Annotated in this window: 22 protein-coding genes and 3 tRNA genes; 17 read left to right on the top strand and 8 right to left on the bottom strand. The window is 68.5% G+C overall.

The features are described 5' to 3' along the window. Window positions 1-340 precede the first annotated feature (340 nt). Window positions 341-1348, top strand: coding sequence for a regulator (locus B9S57_RS24580; protein ID WP_103517802.1), 1008 nt, complete (start codon window positions 341-343; stop codon window positions 1346-1348). Here B9S57_RS24580 and B9S57_RS24575 read toward each other — a convergent pair. Beyond that, entirely contained in the window at window positions 1332-2120 is a 789-nt protein-coding gene (locus B9S57_RS24575) for an NUDIX domain-containing protein (protein ID WP_103517776.1), read from the bottom strand. The two genes, B9S57_RS24580 and B9S57_RS24575, sit on opposite strands and share 17 nt — an antisense overlap. Before the next feature lie 197 nt (window positions 2121-2317). On the opposite strand from B9S57_RS24575, the gene B9S57_RS34245 reads away from it, so the two are divergent. After that, window positions 2318-3334 carry an RNA-binding domain-containing protein gene (locus B9S57_RS34245; protein WP_146057804.1) on the top strand — a complete coding sequence of 339 codons (1017 nt, stop codon included), beginning with the start codon at window positions 2318-2320 and terminating at the stop codon, window positions 3332-3334. A 1159-nt stretch (window positions 3335-4493) separates the two neighbouring features. Here B9S57_RS34245 and B9S57_RS24565 read toward each other — a convergent pair. The 4 genes from B9S57_RS24565 to B9S57_RS24540 all read right to left on the bottom strand — a co-directional run bounded on the left by B9S57_RS24565 (window position 4494) and on the right by B9S57_RS24540 (window position 9375). Continuing rightward, the gene (locus tag B9S57_RS24565) at window positions 4494-5330 is read right to left on the bottom strand and encodes a hypothetical protein (protein WP_103517775.1); all 837 of its coding nucleotides are present in this window, start codon (window positions 5328-5330) and stop codon (window positions 4494-4496) included. A 756-nt stretch (window positions 5331-6086) separates the two neighbouring features. After that, the gene (locus tag B9S57_RS24550; protein ID WP_103517774.1) at window positions 6087-7286 is read right to left on the bottom strand and encodes an MFS transporter; all 1200 of its coding nucleotides are present in this window, start codon (window positions 7284-7286) and stop codon (window positions 6087-6089) included. A 177-nt stretch (window positions 7287-7463) separates the two neighbouring features. After that, complete coding sequence (locus B9S57_RS24545; protein ID WP_103517773.1) at window positions 7464-8120, bottom strand: SDR family oxidoreductase; 657 nt, start codon at window positions 8118-8120, stop codon at window positions 7464-7466. Between the two features lie 34 nt (window positions 8121-8154). Then, window positions 8155-9375: an amidohydrolase family protein gene (locus B9S57_RS24540; protein WP_103517772.1), complete on the bottom strand. Its 1221-nt coding sequence runs from the start codon at window positions 9373-9375 to the stop codon at window positions 8155-8157. Window positions 9376-9682: 307 nt separating this feature from the next. On the opposite strand from B9S57_RS24540, the gene B9S57_RS24530 reads away from it, so the two are divergent. The 6 genes from B9S57_RS24530 (at window position 9683) to B9S57_RS24505 (ending at window position 12283) form a co-directional block, all read left to right on the top strand. Beyond that, window positions 9683-9755 (top strand) — tRNA-Thr (locus tag B9S57_RS24530). Between the two features lie 45 nt (window positions 9756-9800). Next, window positions 9801-9873: transfer RNA gene (locus B9S57_RS24525), tRNA-Met, on the top strand. Window positions 9874-9962: 89 nt separating this feature from the next. Beyond that, window positions 9963-10127: a 50S ribosomal protein L33 gene (rpmG, locus tag B9S57_RS24520; protein ID WP_003956487.1), complete on the top strand. Its 165-nt coding sequence runs from the start codon at window positions 9963-9965 to the stop codon at window positions 10125-10127. A gap of 111 nt (window positions 10128-10238) precedes the next feature. Further along, window positions 10239-10691 carry a MaoC family dehydratase N-terminal domain-containing protein gene (locus tag B9S57_RS24515; RefSeq protein WP_103517770.1) on the top strand — a complete coding sequence of 151 codons (453 nt, stop codon included), beginning with the start codon at window positions 10239-10241 and terminating at the stop codon, window positions 10689-10691. Then, window positions 10691-11119 (top strand): MaoC family dehydratase, encoded by a 429-nt coding sequence (locus tag B9S57_RS24510; protein WP_103517769.1) that lies wholly within the window; start codon window positions 10691-10693, stop codon window positions 11117-11119. The genes B9S57_RS24515 and B9S57_RS24510 overlap by 1 nt, the downstream gene beginning before the upstream one ends. Window positions 11120-11227: 108 nt before the next feature. Continuing rightward, complete coding sequence (locus B9S57_RS24505) at window positions 11228-12283, top strand: UDP-N-acetylmuramate dehydrogenase (RefSeq protein ID WP_103517768.1); 1056 nt, start codon at window positions 11228-11230, stop codon at window positions 12281-12283. A 30-nt stretch (window positions 12284-12313) separates the two neighbouring features. On the opposite strand, the gene B9S57_RS24500 is transcribed toward B9S57_RS24505, so the two are convergent. Further along, window positions 12314-12949 carry an NAD(P)-dependent oxidoreductase gene (locus tag B9S57_RS24500; protein ID WP_103517767.1) on the bottom strand — a complete coding sequence of 212 codons (636 nt, stop codon included), beginning with the start codon at window positions 12947-12949 and terminating at the stop codon, window positions 12314-12316. Between the two features lie 87 nt (window positions 12950-13036). On the opposite strand from B9S57_RS24500, the gene B9S57_RS24495 reads away from it, so the two are divergent. Further along, window positions 13037-13618, top strand: coding sequence for a TetR/AcrR family transcriptional regulator (locus tag B9S57_RS24495; protein ID WP_103517766.1), 582 nt, complete (start codon window positions 13037-13039; stop codon window positions 13616-13618). On the opposite strand, the gene B9S57_RS24490 is transcribed toward B9S57_RS24495, so the two are convergent. Together B9S57_RS24490 and B9S57_RS24485 are read right to left on the bottom strand one after the other, a co-directional pair. After that, window positions 13611-14624 (bottom strand): adenosine deaminase, encoded by a 1014-nt coding sequence (locus B9S57_RS24490; protein ID WP_103517765.1) that lies wholly within the window; start codon window positions 14622-14624, stop codon window positions 13611-13613. The two genes, B9S57_RS24495 and B9S57_RS24490, sit on opposite strands and share 8 nt — an antisense overlap. Window positions 14625-14811: 187 nt before the next feature. Then, the gene (locus tag B9S57_RS24485) at window positions 14812-16038 is read right to left on the bottom strand and encodes a pyridoxal phosphate-dependent aminotransferase (RefSeq protein ID WP_103517801.1); all 1227 of its coding nucleotides are present in this window, start codon (window positions 16036-16038) and stop codon (window positions 14812-14814) included. Between the two features lie 213 nt (window positions 16039-16251). On the opposite strand from B9S57_RS24485, the gene B9S57_RS24480 reads away from it, so the two are divergent. The 8 genes from B9S57_RS24480 to rpoB all read left to right on the top strand — a co-directional run bounded on the left by B9S57_RS24480 (window position 16252) and on the right by rpoB (window position 24639). Further along, window positions 16252-16324: transfer RNA gene (locus tag B9S57_RS24480), tRNA-Trp, on the top strand. A 106-nt stretch (window positions 16325-16430) separates the two neighbouring features. After that, window positions 16431-16718, top strand: a complete 288-nt coding sequence (gene secE / locus B9S57_RS24475) for a preprotein translocase subunit SecE (protein ID WP_103517764.1) — start codon at window positions 16431-16433, stop codon at window positions 16716-16718. Window positions 16719-16794: 76 nt separating this feature from the next. Beyond that, complete coding sequence (nusG, locus tag B9S57_RS24470; protein ID WP_103517763.1) at window positions 16795-17694, top strand: transcription termination/antitermination protein NusG; 900 nt, start codon at window positions 16795-16797, stop codon at window positions 17692-17694. 177 nt (window positions 17695-17871) lie between these two features. Continuing rightward, window positions 17872-18306: a 50S ribosomal protein L11 gene (rplK, locus tag B9S57_RS24465; protein WP_010058817.1), complete on the top strand. Its 435-nt coding sequence runs from the start codon at window positions 17872-17874 to the stop codon at window positions 18304-18306. Between the two features lie 84 nt (window positions 18307-18390). Continuing rightward, complete coding sequence (gene rplA, locus B9S57_RS24460; protein ID WP_103517762.1) at window positions 18391-19113, top strand: 50S ribosomal protein L1; 723 nt, start codon at window positions 18391-18393, stop codon at window positions 19111-19113. A gap of 397 nt (window positions 19114-19510) precedes the next feature. Next, complete coding sequence (gene rplJ / locus B9S57_RS24455) at window positions 19511-20074, top strand: 50S ribosomal protein L10 (RefSeq protein WP_103517761.1); 564 nt, start codon at window positions 19511-19513, stop codon at window positions 20072-20074. An 85-nt stretch (window positions 20075-20159) separates the two neighbouring features. Continuing rightward, on the top strand, window positions 20160-20543 hold the full coding sequence (rplL, locus tag B9S57_RS24450; RefSeq protein WP_103517760.1) for a 50S ribosomal protein L7/L12: 384 nt from the start codon (window positions 20160-20162) through the stop codon (window positions 20541-20543). Between the two features lie 610 nt (window positions 20544-21153). Continuing rightward, complete coding sequence (gene rpoB / locus B9S57_RS24440) at window positions 21154-24639, top strand: DNA-directed RNA polymerase subunit beta (RefSeq protein ID WP_103517759.1); 3486 nt, start codon at window positions 21154-21156, stop codon at window positions 24637-24639. Window positions 24640-24695: the final 56 nt, after the last annotated feature.

Below are 24695 nucleotides of genomic sequence, written 5' to 3'. Positions count from 1 at the left end.
AGAAGATTGGCATCTGGTGCGCACCAGAGTCAAGGTGGTTCGCCTTATCGGGTGGCGGTCACCTCGCTGCGGTGCCCTTTCAGGAGACCGCCCACAGCAGGCCGCCGGTAGCCAACAGGGCTTAACTCGGGGCTTGTTAACCCCTGTTGACCTGCGGCAACGTGCGGCATCCTGGGAAGGTCAGTTAGGGCGTCGTCTGCCGTCGGAGGGGTGGCCTGTGAGCGCAGGACTTCGAAGCGCGAGGAAGGCGCGCGGCTGGTCTCAAGAGCGACTGGTCCGCGAGATCGAGCAGTACGCTCGGCGGCACCTCACGGACGTTGCGTCGACCGCGAGTCTGCGGGTGTACGTCTCCGAGTGGGAGAACGGCAAACGCACCATCTCAGACCGGTACGCGCGCGTCCTACGGCAGCTTCTCGGGGTCACGGACGGGGAGTTGCGGGACGCCGGCCCGGTACCGGCTGTGCCAACCGCGGACGGATACGATGACCTACTGAGTCGGATCGATTCGGCCAGCAGCGTCGGTGAGTCCATGGTGAAGGCGTTCAACGACCAGACCGAGCTACTGCGCACCATGGACCGACAGAGGGGCGCCGCGTCCCTGGTCGACCAGATGACCGGCCACCTTTCGGCCCTCGAAGACGCGCTCAACTTCGCAGTACTGCCCAGCGCACGCCGACCCGTGGCCCTCGCGCTCGCGGGGGCGTCGACTCTCGCAGCATGGCAGGCAATCGACTCGGGAGCGGTTGAGCGAGCGTGGCGGCATTACGAACTCGCCAAGCGTGCGGCGCGCGACGCTGAAGAGCCGATGTACCTGGCTCACGCCATGGGTGAGCAGGCCTACGTGCTCTGCGAGGCAGGGCGGGCAGCGCTCGCCGTCGACCTGGTGCGCGACGCTCAGCGCACTGTCGGACCGTCCGGTTCCGCACGGCTGCGGGCGTGGCTGTACGCCGCGGAAGCTGAGATGTGCGCGCATGCCGGCATGCCGGACGCATGTCGGCACGCGCTGGAAGCAGCCATGGTCGTCATTCCGCCGGGCCCCGAGGACCGAGACCCGGACATGCTGAGTATCTTCCTGAACGGCGCCCATCTCGCCAGGTGGCAAGGCAACGTGCTCGCTCTTCTCGGGGAGGAGTCCGCAGTAGCCAGCCTCTACGGTGCGCTTGAGGTCATGGACCCAACTTTCGTGCGCGCTCGCGGCGGCCTTCACGCCGACCTGGCACAAGCGCACCTCACACGAGCCGAGTACGACGACGCGGGTACGCACCTGCGGCAGGCTCGCTTGTTGGCGAGCCGTACCGGCTCGGTCCGGCAGCGTCGTCGCGTCGATCTGCTCAGTGCGCGGTTGTGAGTCCCTGAGTGCGCCGTGTCGCCAGGATGTGCAGCAGGGCAACCAGGGTGCCAGAGCCCAGCAACTCACCGCGGGCCATGAGTCCGGGGATGTCCGCGAGCGGTACCCACTCGATGTGGCCGGCCTCTTCCAGGTCGGTTGGCTCGCCGACCTTCTCGGCGCCGTGCGCTACGAAAATCTCGTGTGGCGAGTCGACCATGCCGATCATGGGCTGATAGCTCACGACATGTTCCAGCGACTTGGGCCGCCATCCCGTCTCTTCGACGGTTTCCCGCAGCGCCGTGTCTGCTGGGTCCTCTCCTTCGTCGACGATGCCGCCCGGGAGCTCCCAACCGAATTGCTGCGGAACGAAGCGGTACCGCCACATCATCAGGACGCGGTCCTGATCATCAATGACGGCCGTGACTGCTACGTGGTGAAGTCTTACGACGTGGTGCTCGAACCGCTTCACTCCGGGGGGCTCCACGTCCCAAAGCTGGAGTTTGACCCATCGGTTGTCGTAGACATCGCGCTCGCCGTGGATGCGCCAGGGCTCCAACCCCTCCGGGCGCTGAACGCTCACCGCGCCCGGTACCCGGTACGAGCTCCGTCCGCGAACCTCCAGCTGTCCCTCGGAGACGAGACGAGCGAGCACCTGCCGTAGAGCCGTCCGCCCGATGCCGAGTTCTTCCACGAGCGTGCGTTCTGAGGGGAGCTTGTCGCCGGGGGCGTACTCGCCTGCCGTGAGTCGTGCGCGAAGCGTCTCGTAGACCTTCGTCGTCTTCGGTCCCATCCGCGGAGCACTCTCCGTTCTGACGTGGTGCGTACCAGGGTAGCGGCCGCGCATAGGGCGCAGTGCTGGAGGCGGCGAGTATCGAGCAGGTGTGTAGGCGTCTGCTGGCCAGATGGCGGCCGGCACGTCTGTCTCTACATGATGCCCTTTTGAGATAACGGCGGAGGTGCGCCGCCTGATGCTGGATACTAATGCCCATGGTGGCAAAAAGTATTGAAGACGTACGCCGTGCACTACATGATCGCGTGTATAGCGAACTCCTTGGGACGCCTGAATCTGTTTGGCTGGACGTTAAGAGTCACCCTTATCAGTTGAAGCAGCCGAGTGGGGCTGAAGAGTTGGTTAAAGATGTTGCGGCATTCGCTAACGCGGCAGGTGGAGGGCTGTTGCTCGTTGGCTTCAAGACCGTTCCTAAGCATGACAGTGAAATAATTTCAGAGCTCAGGCCGGTCCCTCGATCGCAGGTCAATATTGACCAGTATCGTAAGTTGATCCACGAGCGTATAACACCCACTGTGCGAGCCTTGCAAGTCGAATGGATTGATTGTGGCGACGAATCAGGGATTTTGTGTATCGATATCCCAGCCCAGCCTGCCGGGGTGATGCCCTTCGTTGTGCCGGGGCCCAGCGACTGGAAGGGCAGGCCGAGTGGGACTTCAATCGCCGTGCCATTGCGGACAGGTGATGGAACGCAATGGCTGCCAAGGGCGGAGCTGCAAGGCATGCTTGTTGCCGGGTGGGCGCCGGGGGGTGGCTCTGGTGGCGCGGCTTCCGCGGCACAGAATCAGGTGCCAGATCAAGCAAAGGCGGCACGGCTCGTCGAGGCTATCCCCCTGGATGTCAAGTGGGTCGCAGTGCAAAAAAATCTTTCGATGCATAGAGTCCCAGTGTGGGTCAGTAACGCTGCGTATGTGGCACAGAAGCAGCTGAGTGACGACTTCGTCGACTTCATTGATTCCGAGGCGGCGGCTGCATATGGGGAACTGGTGAAATCTCTCGATCTCTTGTGCGGAGAATTTGCCGGGATGTTCTATCCGAAAGTGAGGCATCCCGATAATGAGTACACGGAGATTCCGCCAGAATGGAAAGATAGTGACCACGTGCGCTATCGGCGGACGCTTGCTGATTTGACGTCTGCCAGTGATAATTTTCTGGCCAAATATCAACAGTGCGTCAATGCTCTCAATAGAAAAGGGCTACTTCCCCGCAGTTGACCTCTCGCGTCCGCCCAATCGGCCGCACGCAAGGTTCGGGGCACGGTGGCGGGGAAGGCGTGGGGCAGGAACAATGCTACGGGGGAAACGAGCAGGTCATACCGCGAATGTGACGCAGACTGTCGATGGGACGGCTCTTAGCCGTTTCGTGGCCCTCGGTGCGGCGGCCTACGCTGCAGCGTGGATGATTTTTTGGGGGGCCTGTGAGTGATCAAGTGTACGAGGACGCCTGTCGCGCCTGGCGATCTTCGCTCTCGACTCTGCTGGGGGACACCTCCCTGCTGGAGCGGTGGCAGGAGCGCCGATACCAGTTCGCTCACCGAGTCGGAGCCCTCCTGACCGGGATGCACGACGACAGCCCTGCCACTACCGGCCCGGTGCTCTACGGGGTGTTCGCGTCAGGCGCAGGGCTTTGCTACGTAGGGCAAACACAGCAGGCCGAACGTCGCCTACGCGACCTTCCAGTGGGCGAGAGCCATCACTTGGCCAACACAGTGCCACCCGAGATCTGGGAGAAGGTGGTAGTGATCCGCTGGCCCCTGCTGCTATCCGAAGCGCCACGGCCCGAACAGCTGGAGGTCGAGGCCATGGGTTCCGCGGTCTGCGGACTCGCGCTGGAGCACGCGCTGCAACTGGCAATGGCCCCTCCATTGAACAGCCGCCGGCGGCGTACTTCTGGTGATTGGCAGCCTCGTGACCTTGCGCGTAGCCGTTCCCGCGGTGCCGTTCAATCGCAGCGGATACCTGAACTCAGCCGACTGACCCTCGCCGCCTGGAACGCCCTCTCGGAGACAGAGGTCCCGAGGGGTGCAGCGGTAGTTGCCACTGGAGTCGGCCGAGTGGTGTTCCCGTCGGCACTGCACGAACTGCCTGGCAGTGGGGTAGGAGTGGGACGCGTGAGTCCTGGTCGGGACAAAGCGCAGGTGGAAAGGCCACCCTCGCGCGGTCTGTAAATCTGCCGGCTCAGCCTACCCAGGTTCGAACCCTGGCGCCGCCACAGGACGGGAAACCCCGTCCGACCTGCTTGAACAGCAGGTCGGACGGGGTTTTTTCGTGTGTATGCATGCCGGGCCGGGGAGCGCGTCGATCGGCCACCGGGCTGGGGGCCACCTCTGATCTTCCGGCCCCCGGGGACTGTGGCTGTTCCCGGGTGGAGGGATCAGGGCCGCTCGAAGGCCTGGAGCACGCCGCCGACGGAGAAGCAGAGTGCGCCCGTGAGGGTGCCCCAGTTCGCGATGTCGACGTTCACGACGCTTCCCGTCGCAGGGCGGGTGAAGTCGGCCAGTGCAGAGACCATGAAGAGCACGGATCCGAGTTGGTTGACCGCCACGATCCACCAGCCGAGGTCGCGCAGGCGTAGGCCGGGCCGGCCGTGGCAGACCTCCAGCAGGGCGAGGTGTCCGGATACGAGGAACAGCGTGCAGCCGATCAGGTCGGGGGCCCAGACCAGCCGGTTCACCTGTTGCACGGAGAGTCCCTGCAGTAGAGAGCTGAGCAGGTTGATCCCGAACACCAGGGTTCCCGCGAACAGCAGGAAGGTGCTCAGCCAGTCGATCCGGCCGGGCTCGTAGCTCCACCACCTCCAGCGTTGTGCGGCGAGGGACCCGCCTTCCCTGTCGCGTCGGGGAGTGTTGACCGCCTGGAGCAGGGACGCGTAGCCGCCCGTGGTGAAGAACAGGCCGCCGGTGAAGTAGATCCAGGCGCCCGTCGCGCGGCCGGTGCCGAACTGGACGACCGCGGCGCCGAAGACGAACAGGCCCCCACCGATCACGAACGCACCCGCGGCCATGGCGTTCAGCAGGCGGAGGCGTTCCACCGATGCGCTGTCCGCGCGCCTGGAGAGGGCCTCCGGTTCGCCTGCGGCCCGCACGGTGAGCAGGCCGCGCTTGCGTGCCCGCCGTGACTCCCAGACCGCAGTGCCTCCATCGCTGAGGCGCCAGGTCAGCCGGGTGGTGAACGGGCCTGCGCCCTCGGCGGTCTCCTCGGTTCGACTCACCTGCCGAGCCTATCCCTTTGGTGTCTTTTCGTACCGCTTGTCCCTATGGGGCCCGAACGGGGCGCCGAGGCTGCGTGACCGCAGCGGTGCCGTGCTGCGGCGCGGTCACCTGTACGCCCGGATCGCCGAACCGGTGGTCACACGCCGGGCCGGCCGGCAGCCGTAGGGCCTTCCAGGCGGAGGACGAGGGCACGCAGGGCACGGAGCTCGGCGTCCAGCGCGTGCGCGCCTTCGTGGGTGACGACCCATGTCCGAGGGCGCCGACCCGCATAGCCCTTCTCCACGGTGATCAGATTGTGCGAACCACACGCCCCCGGCCACGCAACGAAGGGCGGCGCCGTCGAACTCTCCTTCCAGGCATGGGGTTCCTGGCTCGTGGGGCCACGCACAAGCCGGTCGGTTCGGCGTAGGCGAAGGACGGATGGGACGCGACGTTGCGGCCGTGTGCTCCGAAGTTGAAGGCGTACCGGGCCATCGGGGTGGCCAGTAGCGCAAGCAGGCCGAAGCCGAGAAGGGCACCCCACGAGCCGTTCGTCTGCGCCCGGGGCCTGGCCCGGAGGCCCAGCATCACTTCGGGTCGCGAAGTACATGGCAGCCAAGAGGCGCTGGCCGAACTGACCTATGGGGCCCGGCTCTTGCGAACGACTTCGGTGCGGCGGCGTCAGAATCTCCTTTCTCCCCGTGGGGGCCGTCACTCGCCACGGGAAGTGGAGGCAGGGCCGATGAACCGGTGCGGCCGGCGCGCCGGGGCGGTGTTCACGCCCCGGCACCCCCCGCCGGCCGCCGCACGAGATAGACGCCGGCGGACGCCACCAGGACGGCCATGCACGCGATGAAGACCAGCCCGGCGTCCTGGAGGCCGATGTGGCCCGAGAGGACGCCGACGCCGATCACCGGCAGCGAGATGCCCGCGTACGCGACCACGAAGAGCGTCGAGATGACCGCCGCCCGCTCGTGCGGGGGCGACGCCGCGGCCACCTGGGCCAGGGCTGCCCGGAAGGTCAGCCCCTGGCCTACGCCGCCGAGGAGCGCGCTCAGCACCACCAGGGGCAGCAGCTGCCACCAGAGAGCGCCCGCGAGCAGGGCCAGCCCGCCGAGGAGGCCGGCGCAGCCCAGGGGCAGTGAACGCCGTTCCCCGATCCTGCCGACCGCCGACTGCCCGGCGATCGACGCGAAGAAGGCCAGCGCGACGACCAGCCCGCTGACGGCGTGGTTCTCCACGTCCAGGAACTCGGCCAGGAACGCCGGGCTGACCGAGGTGAACACCCCGAACAGGGCGAACCCCGCGAAGGAGGCGAGCGCCGCGGGCCTGAACACCGCCCGGACCCCGGGCGGCAGTCCGGGCCGCTGCGGGCGGACGGTGTTCAGGGGGCGCCGCTCGCGCACGGTCTCCCTCAGACCGAGCAGGACGACGGCCGAGACGGCCAGCAGCACCAGGTGCACGATGAACGGCAGGTGCAGCGGCCAGGGCGCGTACTGCGCGAGGAGCCCGGCGAGCAGAGGGCCGCACCCCAGGCCGCCCATGTTCGCCGCCGTCGCCACGAACGAGGCCCTGGGGGAGCCCTTCCCCGGGGCCAGTTCCATGACGTACGCGGTGGCGGCCCCGGTGAACAGCCCGGCGGACAGGCCCGACAGCAGCCGCCCGACGAAGAGCCAGCCCAGGGCGGAGGCGCACAGGAAGCAGACCGCGCTCGCCGCCGCGCACCCCAGGCCCCAGAGCAGCACAGGGCGTCTGCCCACCGCGTCGGAGGCGTTCCCGGCCAGCAGCAGCACTCCGATGACACCGAAGGCGTACACGGCGTACACGATGGTCACGGTCAGCTCGGAGAAGCCGAGTTCGTCCCGGTAGAGGCTGTAGAGAGGGGTCGGCAGAGTGGTCCCGGCCATGCACACGGCGAACACCGCCCCACCGGCGTAGCAGGGGAGCCAACCTCGGCTGTCACGGCCTCCGTCCATGCGGCCGACGCTATCCCGGGGACGCTCCGGCATGCGGCAACGCCTCGCGCCACCGTCTCCGGGGCAGGGAACCGCACCGGCCACGGCCCAAGGGCGCCGCCACGGCCGGTGCTGCTCCACGGGACCGGCCCGCGGAGCGTCATCGACGTGGAGCGGTACAACGGCGGAGGGGCCTTCTCAGTTCCCCGCGACGTCCTTCACCGCGACCGTCACCGGCGTGGACCCGCTGATCAGCTCCAGCGTCAGGCCCGCGGTGGCCGGGGTGTCCAGCAGCTCCGCGAGCACCGCGGCCACGTCGTCGCGGGGGACCGGGCCGCGGCCCGTCGACGCGGAGAGGAGCACCTGACCGGTACCGGCGTCGTTCGTCAGCATTCCGGGTCGCAGGATCGTCCAGTCCAGGCCGCTCCTGGAGCGTACGTACGCGTCCGCCTCGCCCTTGGCCCGCAGGTAGATGTCGAAGACCTCGTCGCCGGAGCGACCGGGGTCGGCGCCCATGGAGGACACCACGAGGTAGCGGCGCACCCCCGCGCGTTCCGCCGCGTCGGCGAAGAGCACGGCGGCTCCGCGGTCCACCGTGTCCTTGCGCGCCGAGCCGCTGTCCGGGCCCGCACCGGCCGCGAAGACCGCCGCGTCCGCTCCGCGAAGGACCTCCGCAGCGTCCTCGACGGACGCCGATTCGAGGTCGAGGACGACGGGCTCGGCCCCTGCCATCATCAGGTCCTCGCCGTGCTGAGGGTTGCGGATGACGCCCACCGACTCGTCACCGCGCGCGGCGAGCAGACGCTCCAGCCGCAGCGCGATCTGACCATGTCCACCTGCAATGACAATGCGCATGCCTCCGACCGTACGCCGTGCGAGGCGCTCGCGCTCAAGGCCCGCTGACGGGGCCGGAATCGGTGCGTCCCTGCCGGGGGAGGTCCAGGGCGGCCGCGGCCTCGGAGTCGCAGTACTCGCGTACGGCGCTGGTCCGTGCCACCACGCGTCCCCGGTGCACCACGATGCGGCTGTACGCGAGGGAGAGGGCGCCGGCCAGCCCCTCCCCGCGTACGGCGAGCAGCTCGGCGGGGAAGCCCGCCTCGATGCGCACCCCCGGCAGGCCCAGAGCCGCCCTGGCGGTGGCGGAGACGGCGTCGTAGGCCTGCTCCGGGCCGAGCCCGTCCTGGGAGGCGAGCAGGTAGGCGGCCTCCAGGGGGTCGCCGCGGCCGACGGGGTTGGAGCTGTCACGAAGGGCCCCGCCGCCCGCCACCACCCGCACCCCGGCCGCCCTCAGCAGTCGTACGGGCGGACTCCCGCGGAGCAGGGTGCCGGAGCAGCCGCCCTGCGGCAGGCAGACCACCGTGACGGCGGCGGCGGCGAGCCGGTCGGCGATGTGGGCCGCCTCGTCGGCGGGAAGCCGCGAGAGGCCCGCGCAGGGGCCCAGGCAGACGCCCGGGCGGAGCCCGCCCGCCATGGCGGCCAGCCGCGCGAGCCGGGCGGGGTCGTCGCCGTCGGTGTGCAGGTCCACGGGCAGACCGTGGGCGGCGGCGAGCTCCAGGACCGCCTCGGTGTGGCCGGCGGGATCGGGATCGAGGTCGGGGCAGCCGCCGACCACGCCCGCGCCCACGTCCAGTGCGTCACGGAGCGCGGCGAGCCCGTCGGCACCCGCGACGCCGGTGAGGAGCCGGGGCACGGCGACGGCGGTCAGCTCGGTGAGGCCGCGCAGGGAGCGGCGGGCCCCCAGGACGCCTTCGAGGGAGCCGAGGCCCTGTACGTCGCCGACGCGCACGTGGGCGCGCACCGCGGTGGCCCCATGGCTGAGCTGGAGCAGCGCGGCCTCCGTGGCGCGGCGCCGCACGTCCTCGGGCCGGTAGGACGGCGGGCCCGTCACGGTGCCGGTGAGGGCCGTGTCCGCGTGGGCGTGGGCTTCGGCGGGGGCGGGCAGCAGGAGGTACCCGCGCAGGTCCAGTCGGGTCCCCCGGGTGGTGAGGCTGCCCGCCGTGCCGACGGCCTCGATGTGCGGGCCGTCGATCCGCACGTCGACGGTGCGCCCGTCCGCGAGCCTGGCCCCGCTGAGGAGGAGTGCGGGCGCCTCGCTGTGGCTGTCGGGCATCGCGCCGCTCCTGGAGGGAATTCATGATCACGCAGGGTCGCCGAGCCTAGGGGCGCGCTCCGCCCACTCCGCGGAGGAGCGAATTAGTCGTACGAATGTGGCTCTGTGGGGCGGCGGCGGGCGCGAGCCGGGACGGGAGCGTCCGGAGGGTCTCGCGGTCGTCCGCGGAGATCGCGTACGTGCTGATCAAGGGCCTGATCAGGGGGGTGGCGGCGGGTGCCGGACGGGGGTCCGTGCGGGGCCCGGCGAGGGCACCGGAAACGGATTTGGGCGATCGGCGAGAGACCGTGTAATGTCTTCCTCGCTCGCCCCAATAGCTCAGTCGGTAGAGCGTCTCCATGGTAAGGAGAAGGTCTGCGGTTCGATTCCGCATTGGGGCTCTGGTGATCGGGTGACTCCGCTTCGGCGGGGAAGCCCGGCATCAAAGCGGTGTAGCTCAGTCGGTAGAGCAAGCGGCTCATAATCGCTGTGTCACCGGTTCAAGTCCGGTCACCGCTACTAACGGTAGCCGATTGTGGGGTCGGTCCTTCGATCGGCTACTCTTTTATGCGTTCATCCGTCCATCCGTCCGTCCAAGGAGCACTCACGTGGCTGCCACCGACGTCCGCCCGAAGATCACGCTGGCCTGCGTGGAGTGCAAGGAGCGGAACTACATCACCAAGAAGAACCGGCGTAACAACCCGGACCGTCTTGAGATGAAGAAGCACTGCCCGCGCTGCAACTCACACACTGCGCACCGCGAAACGCGCTGAAACAGGCTCGTACACGAGGCCGTCCCCACTGGGGGCGGCCTCGTGTCGTTTTATCTGGTGGTTGGGGTGGTTCCCCGCCCCATTCGACTTTCATCAGGAGGTACCGGGCTCATGGCGCTCGACCAGTCCTTCGTGGGGCGGACCTATCCGCCCACCCCGGCGTACGAGGTCGGCCGGGAGAAGATCCGGGAGTTCGCGGAAGCGGTGGGTGACACCAATCCCGCGTACGTGGATCCGGAGGCCGCCAAGGCTCTCGGGCACTCGGACGTGATCGCACCCCCCACGTTCGTCTTCTCCATCACCTTCAAGGCCGCGGGCCAGGTGATCGAGGACCCCCAGCTGGGCCTGGACTACAGCCGTGTGGTGCACGGCGACCAGAAGTTCGCCTACCGGCGCCCCGTCCGGGCGGGGGACCGGCTGACGGTCACCTCCACCATCGAGGCCGTCAAGACGATGGCGGGCAACGACATCCTGGACATCCGCGGCGAGGTGCACGACGAGTCCGGTGAACACGTGGTGACCGCGTGGACGAAGCTGGTGGCGCGCGCCGCCGAGGAGGCGTGATGACGGCGAGCATGGCCTACGGGGCCGTCGAGGTCGGCACGGAGCTGCCGGCGCAGTCGTTCCCGGTGACGCGGGCCACCCTGGTGCAGTACGCGGGCGCCTCCGGTGACTTCAACCCGATTCACTGGAACGAGAAGTTCGCGACGGAGGTCGGACTGCCGGACGTGATCGCGCACGGCATGTTCACCATGGCCGAGGCGGTCCGTGTGGTCACGGACTGGGCCGGTGACCCGGGCGCGGTCGTCGAGTACGGGGTGCGGTTCACCAAGCCCGTCGTCGTGCCGAACGACGGCACCGGGGCGCTGATCGAGGTCAGCGGCAAGGTCGCCGCGAAGCTCGACGACAACCTGGTGCGGGTCGACCTGACGGCGATGAGCGACGGCAAGAAGGTGCTGGGCATGTCCCGCGCCGTCGTCCGCCTGGCCTGACGCGGAGCCGCACGTGACGGGCCGGAGGGCGCTCTCCTCGGAGGGCGCCCTCCGCGCGCTCCGTGGCCCCACCCGGACGACGGGGCCGCGGACCGTACTCTTGTCCCCGTGCAGGAACTCCACGACGCCCCCCTCGCCCCCCTGACCACCTTCCGGCTCGGCGGACCGGCCGGCCGCCTCCTGACGGCCACCACCGACGCCGAGGTGATCGCGGCCGTCCGCGAAGCCGACGACAGCGGCACCCCGCTCCTGGTCATCGGCGGCGGCTCCAACCTGGTCATCGGCGACAAGGGCTTCGACGGAACGGCCCTCCGCATCGCGACGAAGGGCTTCGAGCTCTCCGGTGCGGCGCTCGAACTCGCCGCCGGCGAGGTCTGGACCGACGCCGTGGCCCGTACGGTCGAGGCGGGGCTGGCCGGGATCGAGTGCCTCGCCGGGATCCCCGGGTCGGCCGGGGCGACACCGATCCAGAACGTCGGCGCCTACGGCCAGGAGGTGTCCTCGGTCATCACCGAGGTCGTCGCCTACGACCGGCGGACCCGGGAGACGGTCACCCTCCCGAACGAGGCCTGCGCGTTCTCCTACCGCCACAGCCGCTTCAAGGCCGAGCCGGACCGTTTCGTCGTGCTCCGTGTCCGCTTCGGGCTGGAGGACGCGGGCGGCCTGTCCGCGCCGCTCCGCTACCCGGAGACGGCCAGGGCCATGGGCGTCGAGCAGGGCGAGCGCGTTCCCGCCGCCTCGGCCAGCGAGACCGTCCTCCGGCTGCGGGCGGGCAAGGGCATGGTGCTGGACCCGGAGGACCACGACACCTGGTCGGCCGGGTCCTTCTTCACCAACCCGATCCTCGACGAGGCGGAGCACGCGGCCTTCCTGGCCCGCGCCGCCGAGCGCCTGGGGGCGGACACCACACCCCCGGCCTTCCCCGCGGGCGACGGACAGGTGAAGACCTCGGCCGCCTGGCTCATCGACAAGGCGGGCTTCACCAAGGGCTACGGGACGGGGCCCGCCCGCATCTCCACCAAGCACACGCTCGCCCTCACCAACCGTGGAGGGGCGACCACCGAGGACCTGCTGGCCCTGGCCCGCGAGGTCGTCGCAGGGGTCCACGAGGCCTTCGGGGTCACCCTGGTCAACGAGCCGGTGACGGTCGGCGTCAGCCTGTAGGTCGTTCTTCGGGCGGCCCCGCGGCGGCGATCAGTAGGCGACGCCCACGCCCTGCTTCACCGAGGCCGGGTCGTCGATCAGCGCCAGCATCGCGTGGGCCACGTCGGCCCGCGCGATGGACCGCCCGCTGCGGGGCGTGCCGCCCACGACCGTCCGGTACGTCCCTGTCAGCGGGCCGTTCGTGAGCTTCGGCGGACGCACCGACGTCCACTCCGTGGCGCTGGCGGCCAGGGCGGCCTCCATCCGCGTCAGATCCGCGTACACCTCCTTGAGGACCGCGCCGATCACCGTGCGGACCGCCCGGTCCAGCAGCGGGTCGTCCGCCGGCTCCGGGCCGACCGGTGCCGCGCTCACCACCAGCAGCCGCCGCACGTGCTCCGCCTCCATCGCCCCCAGCACCTGCCGGGTGAGCCGCTCCGCGACGTCGCCGGCCTTCCGGCCCCGGGCACCGAGCCCCGACAGCACGGCGTCCCGCCCCGCGACGGCCGCCCGCACGGCAGCCGCGTCGCCCAGCGGCACGACCCCGTCCGGTCCGCTTTCGCGCAGCCCTTCCGGGAGGCGGCCGGGGTCGCGGACCACCGCCGTCACCTCGTGCCCCGCCGAGAGCGCCTGCCGCACGATCTCCTGGCCGATGGCCCCGGTCGCGCCGAACACGGTGATCCTCATGGCACACGCCCTTCGAGTGAGTGAGTATTCACTTACCCCTAGGGTGAGTGGACGCTCACCCCCTCGTCAAGCCTTTCTGGAGCACGCATGGAGCAGAAGCCGGCCCGCATCCGCATCATCGACGCGGCGCACGAGCTCATGCTCGGCATCGGCCTCGCCCGGACGACGACGAAGGAGATCGCCAGGGCAGCCGACTGTTCCGAGGCGGCGCTGTACAAGTACTTCCGGAGCAAGGAGGAGCTCTTCGTGACCGTTCTCGGCGAACGGATGCCGAAGCTGGGCCCCCTCCTGAGCGACCTGGAACCGGGCAGGGGGGAGCTGGAGCGGAATCTCACCGAGGTCGCCCGCCAGGCGGCGCTCTTCTACGAGCAGAGCTTCCCGGTGCTCGCCTCGCTCCACGCCGACCCCCGGCTCAAGCACCGCCACGACGAGGCGATGCGCGAGATGGGCGCAGGCCCGCACAAGCCCATCGAAGGCCTCGACGCCTATCTCCGCGCCGAGCAGCGGGCAGGCCGCGTCGCCCCCGGGGCGGACACCTATGCCGCGGCCTCGCTGCTGCTGGGCGCCTGCGCGCAACGCGCCTTCGCCTACGCGGCGGGCGGAACCCCGCAGCCGCTGGACGACTTCGCCGCGTCCCTCGCGCGCACCCTGCTGGGCGGCATCAGCTAGCGAGCCAGGCGTCGATCCCGCCCAGCAGTCTCTCCCGCACCTCGACGGGAGCCACCGACCCCCGCACGGACTGCCGCGCCAGCTCGGCCAGCTCCTCGTCGGTGAACGCGTGATGACGGCGCACGAGGTCGTACTGCGCGGCCAGCCGCGAGCCGAAGAGCAGCGGGTCGTCCGCGCCGAGCGCCATCGGCACCCCCGCATCGAACAGAGTGCGCAGGGGTACGTCCGCGGGCTTCTCGTAGACGCCGAGCGCCACGTTGGACGCCGGGCAGACCTCGCAGGTCACGCCCCGCTCGGCGAGCTTGCGCAGCAGCCTCGGATCCTCGGCCGCCCGTACGCCGTGCCCGATCCGGGCCGCGTCGAGGTCGTCCAGGCAGTCCCGGACGCTGGAAGGGCCCGAGAGCTCACCGCCGTGCGGCGCCGCGATCAGACCGCCCTCACGGGCGATGGCGAAGGCGCGGTCGAAGTCGCGGGCCATCCCGCGGCGTTCGTCGTTGGAGAGCCCGAAGCCGATGACCCCCCGGTCCGCGTAGCGCACGGCGAGCCGGGCCAGCGTCCGGGCGTCCAGCGGATGCTTCATCCGGTTCGCGGCGATGACCACCCGGATCCCGAGGCCGGTCTCCCGGGCCGCGCTGTCCACGGCGTCCAGGATGATCTCGATGGCCGGGATGAGCCCCCCGAGCAGCGGGGCGTACGAGGTGGGGTCGACCTGGATCTCCAGCCACCCGGAACCGTCGGCGACGTCCTCCATGGCGGTCTCGCGCACGAGCCGCTGGATGTCCTCGGGAGAACGCAGACAGGACCGCGCGATGTCGTAGAGGCGCTGGAAGCGGAACCAGCCGCGCTCGTCGGTCGCACGCAGCTGGGGCGGCTCGCCGCCGGTCAGGGCCTCGGGCAGACGGACCCCGTACTTGTCCGCCAGTTCGAGCAGGGTCGTCGGCCGCATCGACCCGGTGAAGTGCAGGTGCAGGTGGGCCTTGGGCAACAGCCTTACGTCACGCTCCATCCCTGAATCTTCGCAGGGATTTTCCGCCGGCCGACCAGGTGGAGGGAACGTCACCCTCGGGTCGGGTAGCCGCGAGACAGACATCTTCCCCTTGTGGGCCGACGCGGTGAAGGGATTCCTTTATGGGATTACGGTTCGAACAAAAAAGGGCCCCCTGGCCAGGGGGCCCTTCTTCAGGTGAGGAGCGTCAGTCGCGGGCCTCGCCCAGCAGTTTCTGGAGCCGCGAGACGCCCTCGACGAGGTCGTCGTCGCCCAGCGCGTAGGAGAGCCGCAGGTAGCCCGGCGTGCCGAAGGCCTCGCCCGGCACCACGGCCACCTCGGCCTCGTCCAGGATGAGGGCGGCGAGCTCGGCGGAGTCCGCCGGGCGCTTGCCGCGGATCTCCTTGCCCAGCAGGCCCTTCACCGACGGGTACGCGTAGAACGCGCCCTCGGGCTCGGGGCAGAGGACGCCCTCGATCTCGTTGAGCATGCGCACGATCGTCCTGCGGCGACGGTCGAAGGCGCTCCGCATCTCGGCGACGGCGTCCAGCGGGCCCGACACGGCGGCCAGCGCGGCGGCCTGCGCGACGTTGCTGACGTTGGAGGTGGCGTGCGACTGCAGGTTGGTCGCGGCCTTCACGATGTCCTTCGGGCCGATGATCCACCCGACCCGCCAGCCGGTCATGGCGTAGGTCTTCGCGACGCCGTTGACCACGATGCACTTGTCGCGCAGCTCGGGCACGACGGCGGGGAGCGAGGCGGCGGCCGCGCCACCGTAGACGAGGTGCTCGTAGATCTCGTCGGTCATGACCCACAGGCCGTGCTCGACGGCCCAGCGGCCGATCGCCTCGGTGTCGGCCTCGCTGTAGACGGCGCCCGTCGGGTTCGAGGGCGACACGAACAGGACGACCTTGGTGCGCTCGGTGCGCGCGGCTTCGAGCTGCTCGACCGAGACGCGGTAACCGGTGGTCTCGTCGGCGACGACCTCGACCGGGACACCACCGGCGAGACGGATCGACTCGGGGTAGGTGGTCCAGTACGGGGCGGGGACGATGACCTCGTCGCCCGGGTCGAGGACGGCGGCGAAGGCCTCGTAGATGGCCTGCTTGCCGCCGTTGGTCACCAGGACCTGGGAGGCGTCGACCTCGTAGCCGGAGTCGCGCAGCGTCTTCGACACGATGGCGGCCTTGAGCTCGGGGAGCCCGCCCGCCGGGGTGTAGCGGTGGTACTTCGGGTTGCGGCACGCCTCGATCGCGGCGTCCACGATGTAATCGGGGGTCGGGAAGTCGGGCTCGCCGGCGCCGAAGCCGATCACCGGACGCCCGGCGGCCTTCAGGGCCTTGGCCTTGGCGTCGACGGCGAGGGTGGCGGACTCGGAGATCGCACCGATGCGGGCCGAGACCCGGCGCTCGGACGGAGAAGTTGCAGCGCTCATGCCCCCCATGCTCGCAGACCGGAAAAGGCCCGGGCACAGGGGTTTCAGGGACCGGACAGGACCCGGACAGCATCCGGACAGGACCGGTCGGTTGTTGTCTGTTCGACGCGAGGCCGCTGAGCACGTACACTCACCTGTCGTTGGCCTTCATCAGCCGCACCGTTTCCCCACCGGCCCACCGGGGGAGATGCGGTAGGTTGGTGGAAACCACAAAGGGTCGTAGCTCAATTGGTAGAGCACTGGTCTCCAAAACCAGCGGTTGGGGGTTCAAGTCCCTCCGGCCCTGCTACACACTCCTTCGCCAGGATGTGTGCGCATGTACGTACTTCAATGCACCGCCGTGCGGCTCCACCGGGCGCGGCACGGCCACGACCCGGAATCAGGTGAGTAGCGTGACGGACGCCGTGGGCTCCATCGACATGCCTGATGCCGAGGACGAAGCCCCCGAGTCGAAGAAGAAGGCCCGGAAGGGCGGCAAGCGCGGCAAGAAGGGCCCTCTGGGCCGTCTCGCGCTGTTCTACCGCCAGATCGTCGCCGAGCTCCGCAAGGTCGTATGGCCGACGCGCAACCAGCTCACGACCTACACCGCCGTGGTCATCGCATTCGTGGTCGTGATGATCGGCCTCGTCACCGTGATTGACTTCGGATTCGCGCGGGTCATCAAGTACGTCTTCGGCTGATCCTCGCGAAGGGCGCCCCACAGGCGCCCCTTTTTCGCGTGTTCCACCCATATGTATCCAGGAAGAAGCAGCCATCGTGTCTGACCCGAACCTGAACGACGACGCCGAGCCCACGGCGAGCGCCGTCGAGTCCGCCGAGGACCAGCTCGACATCGTCGAGGCGGCGGATGCCGTGGCCCCGGACCAGGTCGAAGCTGCTGACGCCGCCGCGGGTGAGCCCGCCGAGCAGGACGCCGTGCGCGCCGAGTCCGAAGAGGCCGACGCGCCCGCCGAGGCCGACGCGCCCGCCGAGGCCGACGAAGAGGCCGAGCCCGCCGAGGACGAAGTGGCTGACGAGGAGGCCGAGCCGGCCGCCCCCGTCGACGCCGTCACCGCCCTCCGCGAGGAGCTGCGCGGACTTCCCGGCGAGTGGTACGTCATCCACACGTACGCCGGTTACGAGAAGCGCGTGAAGGCCAACCTGGAGCAGCGCGCCGTCTCGCTCAACGTCGAGGACTTCATCTACCAGGCCGAGGTGCCCGAGGAAGAGATCGTCCAGATCAAGAACGGTGAGCGGAAGAACGTCCGTCAGAACAAGCTCCCGGGATACGTCCTGGTGCGCATGGACCTGACGAACGAGTCCTGGGGTGTTGTCCGCAACACGCCGGGCGTCACCGGCTTCGTGGGCAACGCCTACGACCCGTACCCGCTGACCCTGGACGAGATCGTCAAGATGCTCGCCCCCGAGGCCGAGGAGAAGGCGGCCCGCGAGGCGGCCGAGGCCGAGGGCAAGCCGGCTCCGGCCCGCAAGGTCGAGGTCCAGGTCCTGGACTTCGAGGTGGGCGACTCGGTCACCGTCACCGACGGCCCGTTCGCGACCCTTCAGGCGACGATCAACGAGATCAACGCCGACTCGAAGAAGGTCAAGGGCCTCGTCGAGATCTTCGGTCGCGAGACCCCGGTCGAGCTCAGCTTCGACCAGATCCAGAAGAACTGACGGCCTTTCCGCCGCTTCTGGACACATGCCTACCGAGCAGGTCAGACAGGCTTCGCAGCCGGTCTGACCTGCTCGGTTTTTGGTCGCGCAGCTATACCCGTTATCGTTGTGCGGTATGCCTCCATCCGGATGACCGGAATGGCGGCGAAACACTCTCACTAGGACCCGGAGAGAGCAATGCCTCCCAAGAAGAAGAAGGTCACGGGGCTTATCAAGCTCCAGATCAACGCCGGTGCGGCCAACCCGGCGCCGCCGGTCGGTCCCGCACTGGGCCAGCACGGCGTCAACATCATGGAGTTCTGCAAGGCCTACAACGCCGCGACCGAGTCGCAGCGTGGCATGGTCGTGCCGGTGGAGATCACGGTCTACGAGGACCGCTCCTTCACCTTCATCACGAAGACTCCGCCGGCCGCCAAGCTGATCCTCAAGGCCGCGGGTGTGGACAAGGGCTCCGGCGAGCCGCACAAGACCAAGGTCGCCAAGCTCACGGCCGCCCAGGTCCGCGAGATCGCCACGACCAAGCTCCCCGACCTGAACGCCAACGACCTCGACGCCGCGTCGAAGATCATCGCTGGCACTGCCCGTTCCATGGGCATCACGGTCGAAGGCTGAGTCAGCCCCGTAGCCCCACAGTGGTAGGACCAAGCGCTGGTCCGCACCACGACTCCACACTCTGAAAAATCATCAGGAGTAGATGTGAAGCGCAGCAAGAACCTCCGCGCTGCGGACGCGAAGATCGACCGGGAGCGTACGTACGCCCCGCTCGAGGCCGTCCGTATCGCCAAGGACACCGCCGCCACCAAGTTCGACGGCACCGTCGAGGTCGCGTTCTGCCTGGGTGTTGACCCTCGCAAGGCCGACCAGATGGTCCGTGGCACCGTGAACCTCCCGCACGGCACCGGCAAGACCGCCCGGGTCCTGGTCTTCGCGACCGGTGACCGTGCTGCGGCCGCGGAAGCCGCGGGCGCCGACATCGTCGGCGCCGACGAGCTCATCGACGAGGTGGCGAAGGGCCGTCTGGACTTCGACGCCGTCGTCGCCACGCCGGACCTCATGGGCAAGGTCGGCCGCCTGGGCCGCGTGCTCGGTCCGCGTGGTCTGATGCCGAACCCGAAGACCGGCACCGTCACCCCCGATGTCGTCAAGGCTGTCAACGACATCAAGGGCGGAAAGATCGAGTTCCGCGTCGACAAGCACTCGAACCTGCACTTCATCATCGGAAAGACCTCTTTCGATGACACGAAGCTGGTCGAGAACTACGGCGCCGCCCTGGAGGAGATCCTCCGTCTGAAGCCGTCCGCCGCGAAGGGTCGCTTCATCAAGAAGGCGACCATGAGCACGACGATGGGCCCCGGCATCCCGCTGGACGCCAACCGCGTGCGCAACCTCCTCGTCGAGGAGGACCCGGCCGCCGTCTGAGCCTCTGTGCTCATCCGGTAGCCGCGGTCACGGCATGGGACGGGCCCCGCAGCCTCTTCGGAGGGTGCGGGGCCCGTCCTCGTACGTACGGGGGAGTCCGTGAGCCGCCTGAGGGGCGCCTAAACCTCTCGCACCGGTCGAACCGGGACGGATTTGCTCCGGACGGCCCCGGTCGCGTACGCTCACCAGGAAGCCAAAGACCGCTGGTCGTTGCCGGGTCCTCGTAAGAGGGAACGGCGACCGAAGGATCCGTCAAGAACGGGCGACCTGCGCAGGTGACTGTGGAAAGCTCCCGGATTCGTCCGGTCGAGCTACGCCCTGGCGCCTGCGCCGGGGCGTTTCGTCTTTTCCGGCCCCTTCTGAGCGGTCCTCATCACCCGGAAGGAGGCCGACGCTCATGGCAAGGCCCGACAAGGCTGCCGCGGTAGCCGAGCTGACGGACCAGTTCCGCAGCTCGAACGCCGCCGTGCTGACCGAGTACCGGGGTCTCACCGTGGCACAGCTCAAGGAGCTGCGCCGTTCGCTCGGTGAGAACGCCCAGTACGCCGTGGTGAAGAACACGCTGACCAAGATTGCGGCCAACGAGGCCGGGATCGACACGCTGGACGACCTGTTCTCGGGTCCGACGGCGGTTGCCTTCGTCACCGGTGACCCGGTGGTGTCGGCGAAGGGTCTTCGTGACTTCGCCAAGGACAACCCCAACCTCATCATCAAGGGCGGTGTCCTTGACGGTAAGGCGCTGTCCGCCGATGAGATCAAGAAGCTCGCGGACCTCGAGTCCCGCGAGGTTCTGCTCGCCAAGCTGGCCGGCGCCATGAAGGGCAAGCAGACTCAGGCTGCGCAGCTCTTCCAGGCTCTGCCGTCGAAGTTCGTCCGCACCGCGGAAGCGCTTCGCGCCAAGAAGGCCGAGCAGGGCGGTGCCGGTACCCCGGCTCCCGCCGACGCCGAGGTGGCGGAGTAACACTCCGCTCCACGGCTCGCAGCGGGCCCGTACGCCCGCCTACATATACATCCGGCACCTGCCGAATTAGTGGAAGGACGCCATCATGGCGAAGCTCAGCCAGGAAGACCTGCTCGCCCAGTTCGAGGAGCTCACCCTCATCGAGCTCTCCGAGTTCGTGAAGGCCTTCGAGGAGAAGTTCGACGTCACCGCCGCCGCGGCCGTCGCCGTTGCCGGTCCCGCCGCTGGTGGCCCCGCCGCCGAGGCCGAGGCCGAGCAGGACGAGTTCGACGTCATCCTCACGGGTGCCGGCGAGAAGAAGATCCAGGTCATCAAGGTCGTGCGTGAGCTGACCTCGCTGGGTCTCAAGGAGGCCAAGGACCTCGTCGACGGCGCCCCGAAGCCCGTCCTCGAGAAGGTCGCCAAGGAGGCCGCCGAGAAGGCTGCCGAGTCCCTCAAGGGCGCCGGCGCCTCCGTCGAGGTCAAGTGACCCTGCGAGTCATCTGACTCCGTGGGACAGCCCCTGCCGTGAGGCGGGGATGTCCCACAGCAAAGGGCGATCACCCATCCGGGTGGTCGCCCTTTGGCGTGCCCCCGGCGGCTGCCTTGAACTTCGGCGCGCGGCGAGTAGGGTGATCTTCGCCGTGCGTTTCTCCGGGGCGCCGCGAGGCGTCAACAGGCGTCCTCCGGGCGCAGGTGAAGATCGCCGGTCGTCCGCCGGGGCCCTGGGGGCCTTGACGAACCGCACGCGGCGCGCAATTCTCAGGACGCGTCGTCATCTCGATCCGTATCCGAGGCATGGATCGAGAGCGAAGAGGGCAGTAAAGAAGAGCGCACACCGCGCGAGGGCTATTCATAGGTGTTGAGAACAGCTGTTGAGAGCAACGTGGGTCTCTGAGAACCCCGACTGGACATCAGTGTGCCGCTTGGCTACACTGACCCTTTGCGCTGCCTGTTAGCTGCCTCCTGCCCGTCACCAGGGGCATGCCCACGCCTAGCACCGATGACCGGACCTTCCCTCACCTTGGGATTCCTGTCTCTGTGTGCGGCTTGGGGCCGGTACGCGCGTAGTGAGTCCGAGCCCTCGGAAGGACCCCCTCTTGGCCGCCTCGCGCAACGCCTCGACCTCGAATACGAACAACGGTGCCAGCACCGCCCCGCTGCGCATCTCTTTTGCAAAGATCAAGGAGCCCCTCGAGGTTCCGAACCTCCTCGCGCTGCAGACCGAGAGCTTTGACTGGCTCCTCGGCAACGCCGCCTGGAAGGCTCGCGTCGAGGCTGCTCTGGACAGCGGACAAGACGTCCCCACCAAGTCCGGCCTGGAGGAGATCTTCGAGGAGATCTCGCCGATCGAGGACTTCTCCGGGTCGATGTCGCTCACGTTCCGCGACCACCGCTTCGAGCCCCCCAAGAACTCGATCGACGAGTGCAAGGAGCGCGACTTCACGTTCGCCGCGCCGCTCTTCGTCACGGCCGAGTTCACCAACAACGAGACCGGCGAGATCAAGTCCCAGACGGTCTTCATGGGCGACTTCCCGCTCATGACCAACAAGGGCACCTTCGTCATCAACGGCACCGAGCGTGTCGTCGTGTCGCAGCTCGTGCGTTCGCCGGGTGTCTACTTCGACTCCTCCATCGACAAGACGTCCGACAAGGACATCTTCTCCGCCAAGATCATCCCGTCCCGGGGTGCCTGGCTGGAGATGGAGATCGACAAGCGCGACATGGTCGGTGTCCGCATCGACCGTAAGCGCAAGCAGTCCGTCACCGTCCTCCTGAAGGCGCTCGGCTGGACCACCGAGCAGATCCTCGAGGAGTTCGGCGAGTACGAGTCGATGCGCGCCACCCTGGAGAAGGACCACACCCAGGGCCAGGACGACGCGCTGCTCGACATCTACCGCAAGCTGCGTCCGGGCGAGCCGCCCACGCGCGAGGCCGCTCAGACGCTGCTCGAGAACCTCTACTTCAACCCGAAGCGCTACGACCTCGCGAAGGTCGGCCGCTACAAGGTGAACAAGAAGCTCGGCGCCGACGAGCCGCTCGACGCCGGTGTGCTCACCAGCGACGACATCATCGCCAGCATCAAGTACCTGGTGAAGCTGCACGCCGGCGAGACCGAGACGGTCGGCGAGTCCGGCCGTTCGATCATGGTCGAGACCGACGACATCGACCACTTCGGCAACCGCCGTATCCGTAACGTCGGTGAGCTGATCCAGAACCAGGTCCGCACGGGTCTCGCCCGTATGGAGCGTGTCGTGCGCGAGCGCATGACCACCCAGGACGTCGAGGCGATCACGCCGCAGACCCTGATCAACATCCGGCCGGTCGTCGCCTCCATCAAGGAGTTCTTCGGCACCAGCCAGCTGTCCCAGTTCATGGACCAGAACAACCCGCTGTCGGGGCTGACGCACAAGCGTCGTCTGAACGCCCTCGGCCCGGGTGGTCTGTCCCGTGAGCGCGCCGGCTTCGAGGTCCGTGACGTTCACCCGTCGCACTACGGCCGCATGTGCCCCATCGAGACGCCCGAAGGCCCGAACATCGGTCTGATCGGCTCGCTCGCCTCCTACGGGCGCATCAACCCCTTCGGTTTCATCGAGACGCCGTACCGCAAGGTCGTCGACGGTGTCGTCACCGACGACGTCGACTACCTGACGGCCGATGAAGAGGACCGCTTCGTGATCGCCCAGGCGAACGCGACGCTCTCCGAGGACATGCGCTTCACCGAGGCCCGCGTCCTGGTCCGCCGCCGTGGCGGGGAGATCGACTACATCCCCGGTGACGACGTCGACTACATGGACGTCTCGCCGCGCCAGATGGTGTCGGTCGCGACCGCGATGATCCCGTTCCTCGAGCACGACGACGCCAACCGTGCCCTCATGGGCGCGAACATGATGCGTCAGGCCGTCCCGCTCATCAAGAGCGAGGCGCCCCTGGTCGGTACCGGCATGGAGTACCGCTGTGCCACCGACGCCGGTGACGTGCTCAAGGCCGAGAAGGCGGGTGTGGTCCAGGAGGTCTCCGCGGACTACATCACCGTGACGAACGACGACGGCACGTACACCACGTACCGCATCGCCAAGTTCTCGCGCTCCAACCAGGGCACCTCGGTCAACCAGAAGGTCGTCGTCTCCGAGGGCGACCGCGTGATCGAGAGCCAGGTCCTCGCCGACGGGCCCGCCACCGAGAACGGTGAGATGGCGCTCGGCAAGAACCTGCTCGTGGCGTTCATGCCGTGGGAGGGTCACAACTACGAGGACGCGATCATCCTGTCGCAGCGCCTCGTGCAGGACGACGTCCTCTCCTCGATCCACATCGAGGAGCACGAGGTCGACGCCCGTGACACCAAGCTCGGCCCGGAGGAGATCACCCGGGACATCCCGAACGTCTCCGAAGAGGTCCTCGCCGACCTCGACGAGCGCGGCATCATCCGTATCGGTGCCGAGGTCGTCGCCGGCGACATCCTCGTCGGCAAGGTCACGCCCAAGGGTGAGACCGAGCTGACCCCGGAGGAGCGCCTGCTCCGCGCGATCTTCGGTGAGAAGGCGCGCGAGGTGCGCGACACCTCGCTGAAGGTCCCGCACGGCGAGATCGGCAAGGTCATCGGCGTCCGCGTCTTCGACCGCGAAGAGGGCGACGAGCTGCCGCCGGGCGTGAACCAGCTGGTCCGCGTCTACGTCGCGCAGAAGCGCAAGATCACCGATGGTGACAAGCTCGCCGGCCGTCACGGCAACAAGGGCGTCATCTCGAAGATCCTCCCGATCGAGGACATGCCGTTCCTGGAGGACGGCACCCCGGTCGACATCATCCTCAACCCGCTGGGTGTCCCGTCCCGAATGAACCCGGGACAGGTCCTGGAGATCCACCTCGGCTGGCTCGCCAGCCGCGGCTGGGACGTCTCCGGCCTCGGTGACGAGTGGGCCCAGCGCCTGCAGGCCATCGGCGCGGACCAGGTCGCCCCCGGCACCAACGTCGCCACCCCCGTCTTCGACGGTGCGCGCGAGGACGAGATCACCGGCCTCTTCCAGGCCACGATCCCGAACCGCGACGGCGACCGGCTGGTCCTGCCCTCGGGCAAGGCCAACCTGTTCGACGGCCGCTCCGGCGAGCCGTTCCCGGACCCGGTCTCGATCGGGTACATGTACATCCTCAAGCTGCACCACCTGGTCGACGACAAGCTCCACGCGCGTTCGACCGGCCCGTACTCCATGATCACGCAGCAGCCGCTGGGTGGTAAGGCGCAGTTCGGTGGTCAGCGATTCGGTGAGATGGAGGTGTGGGCCCTTGAGGCTTACGGCGCCGCATACGCCCTCCAGGAGCTCCTGACGATCAAGTCCGACGACGTGACCGGCCGCGTGAAGGTCTACGAGGCGATCGTCAAGGGCGAGAACATCCCCGAGCCGGGCATTCCCGAGTCCTTCAAGGTGCTCATCAAGGAAATGCAGTCGCTCTGCCTCAACGTGGAGGTGCTGTCCTCGGACGGCATGTCCATCGAGATGCGCGACACGGACGAGGACGTCTTCCGCGCGGCGGAGGAGCTCGGTATCGACCTGTCCCGGCGCGAGCCGAGCAGCGTCGAAGAGGTCTGACGGGTTGCCCGGCCGGATCCACGTGATCCGGCCGGCCCTCCCCGGACCCGTTCAGA

The sequence above is a fragment of the Streptomyces sp. SM10 genome (genome assembly GCF_002910915.1).
GTDB lineage: Bacteria > Actinomycetota > Actinomycetes > Streptomycetales > Streptomycetaceae > Streptomyces.
This window is presented reverse-complemented; position numbering and strand designations above follow the sequence as displayed.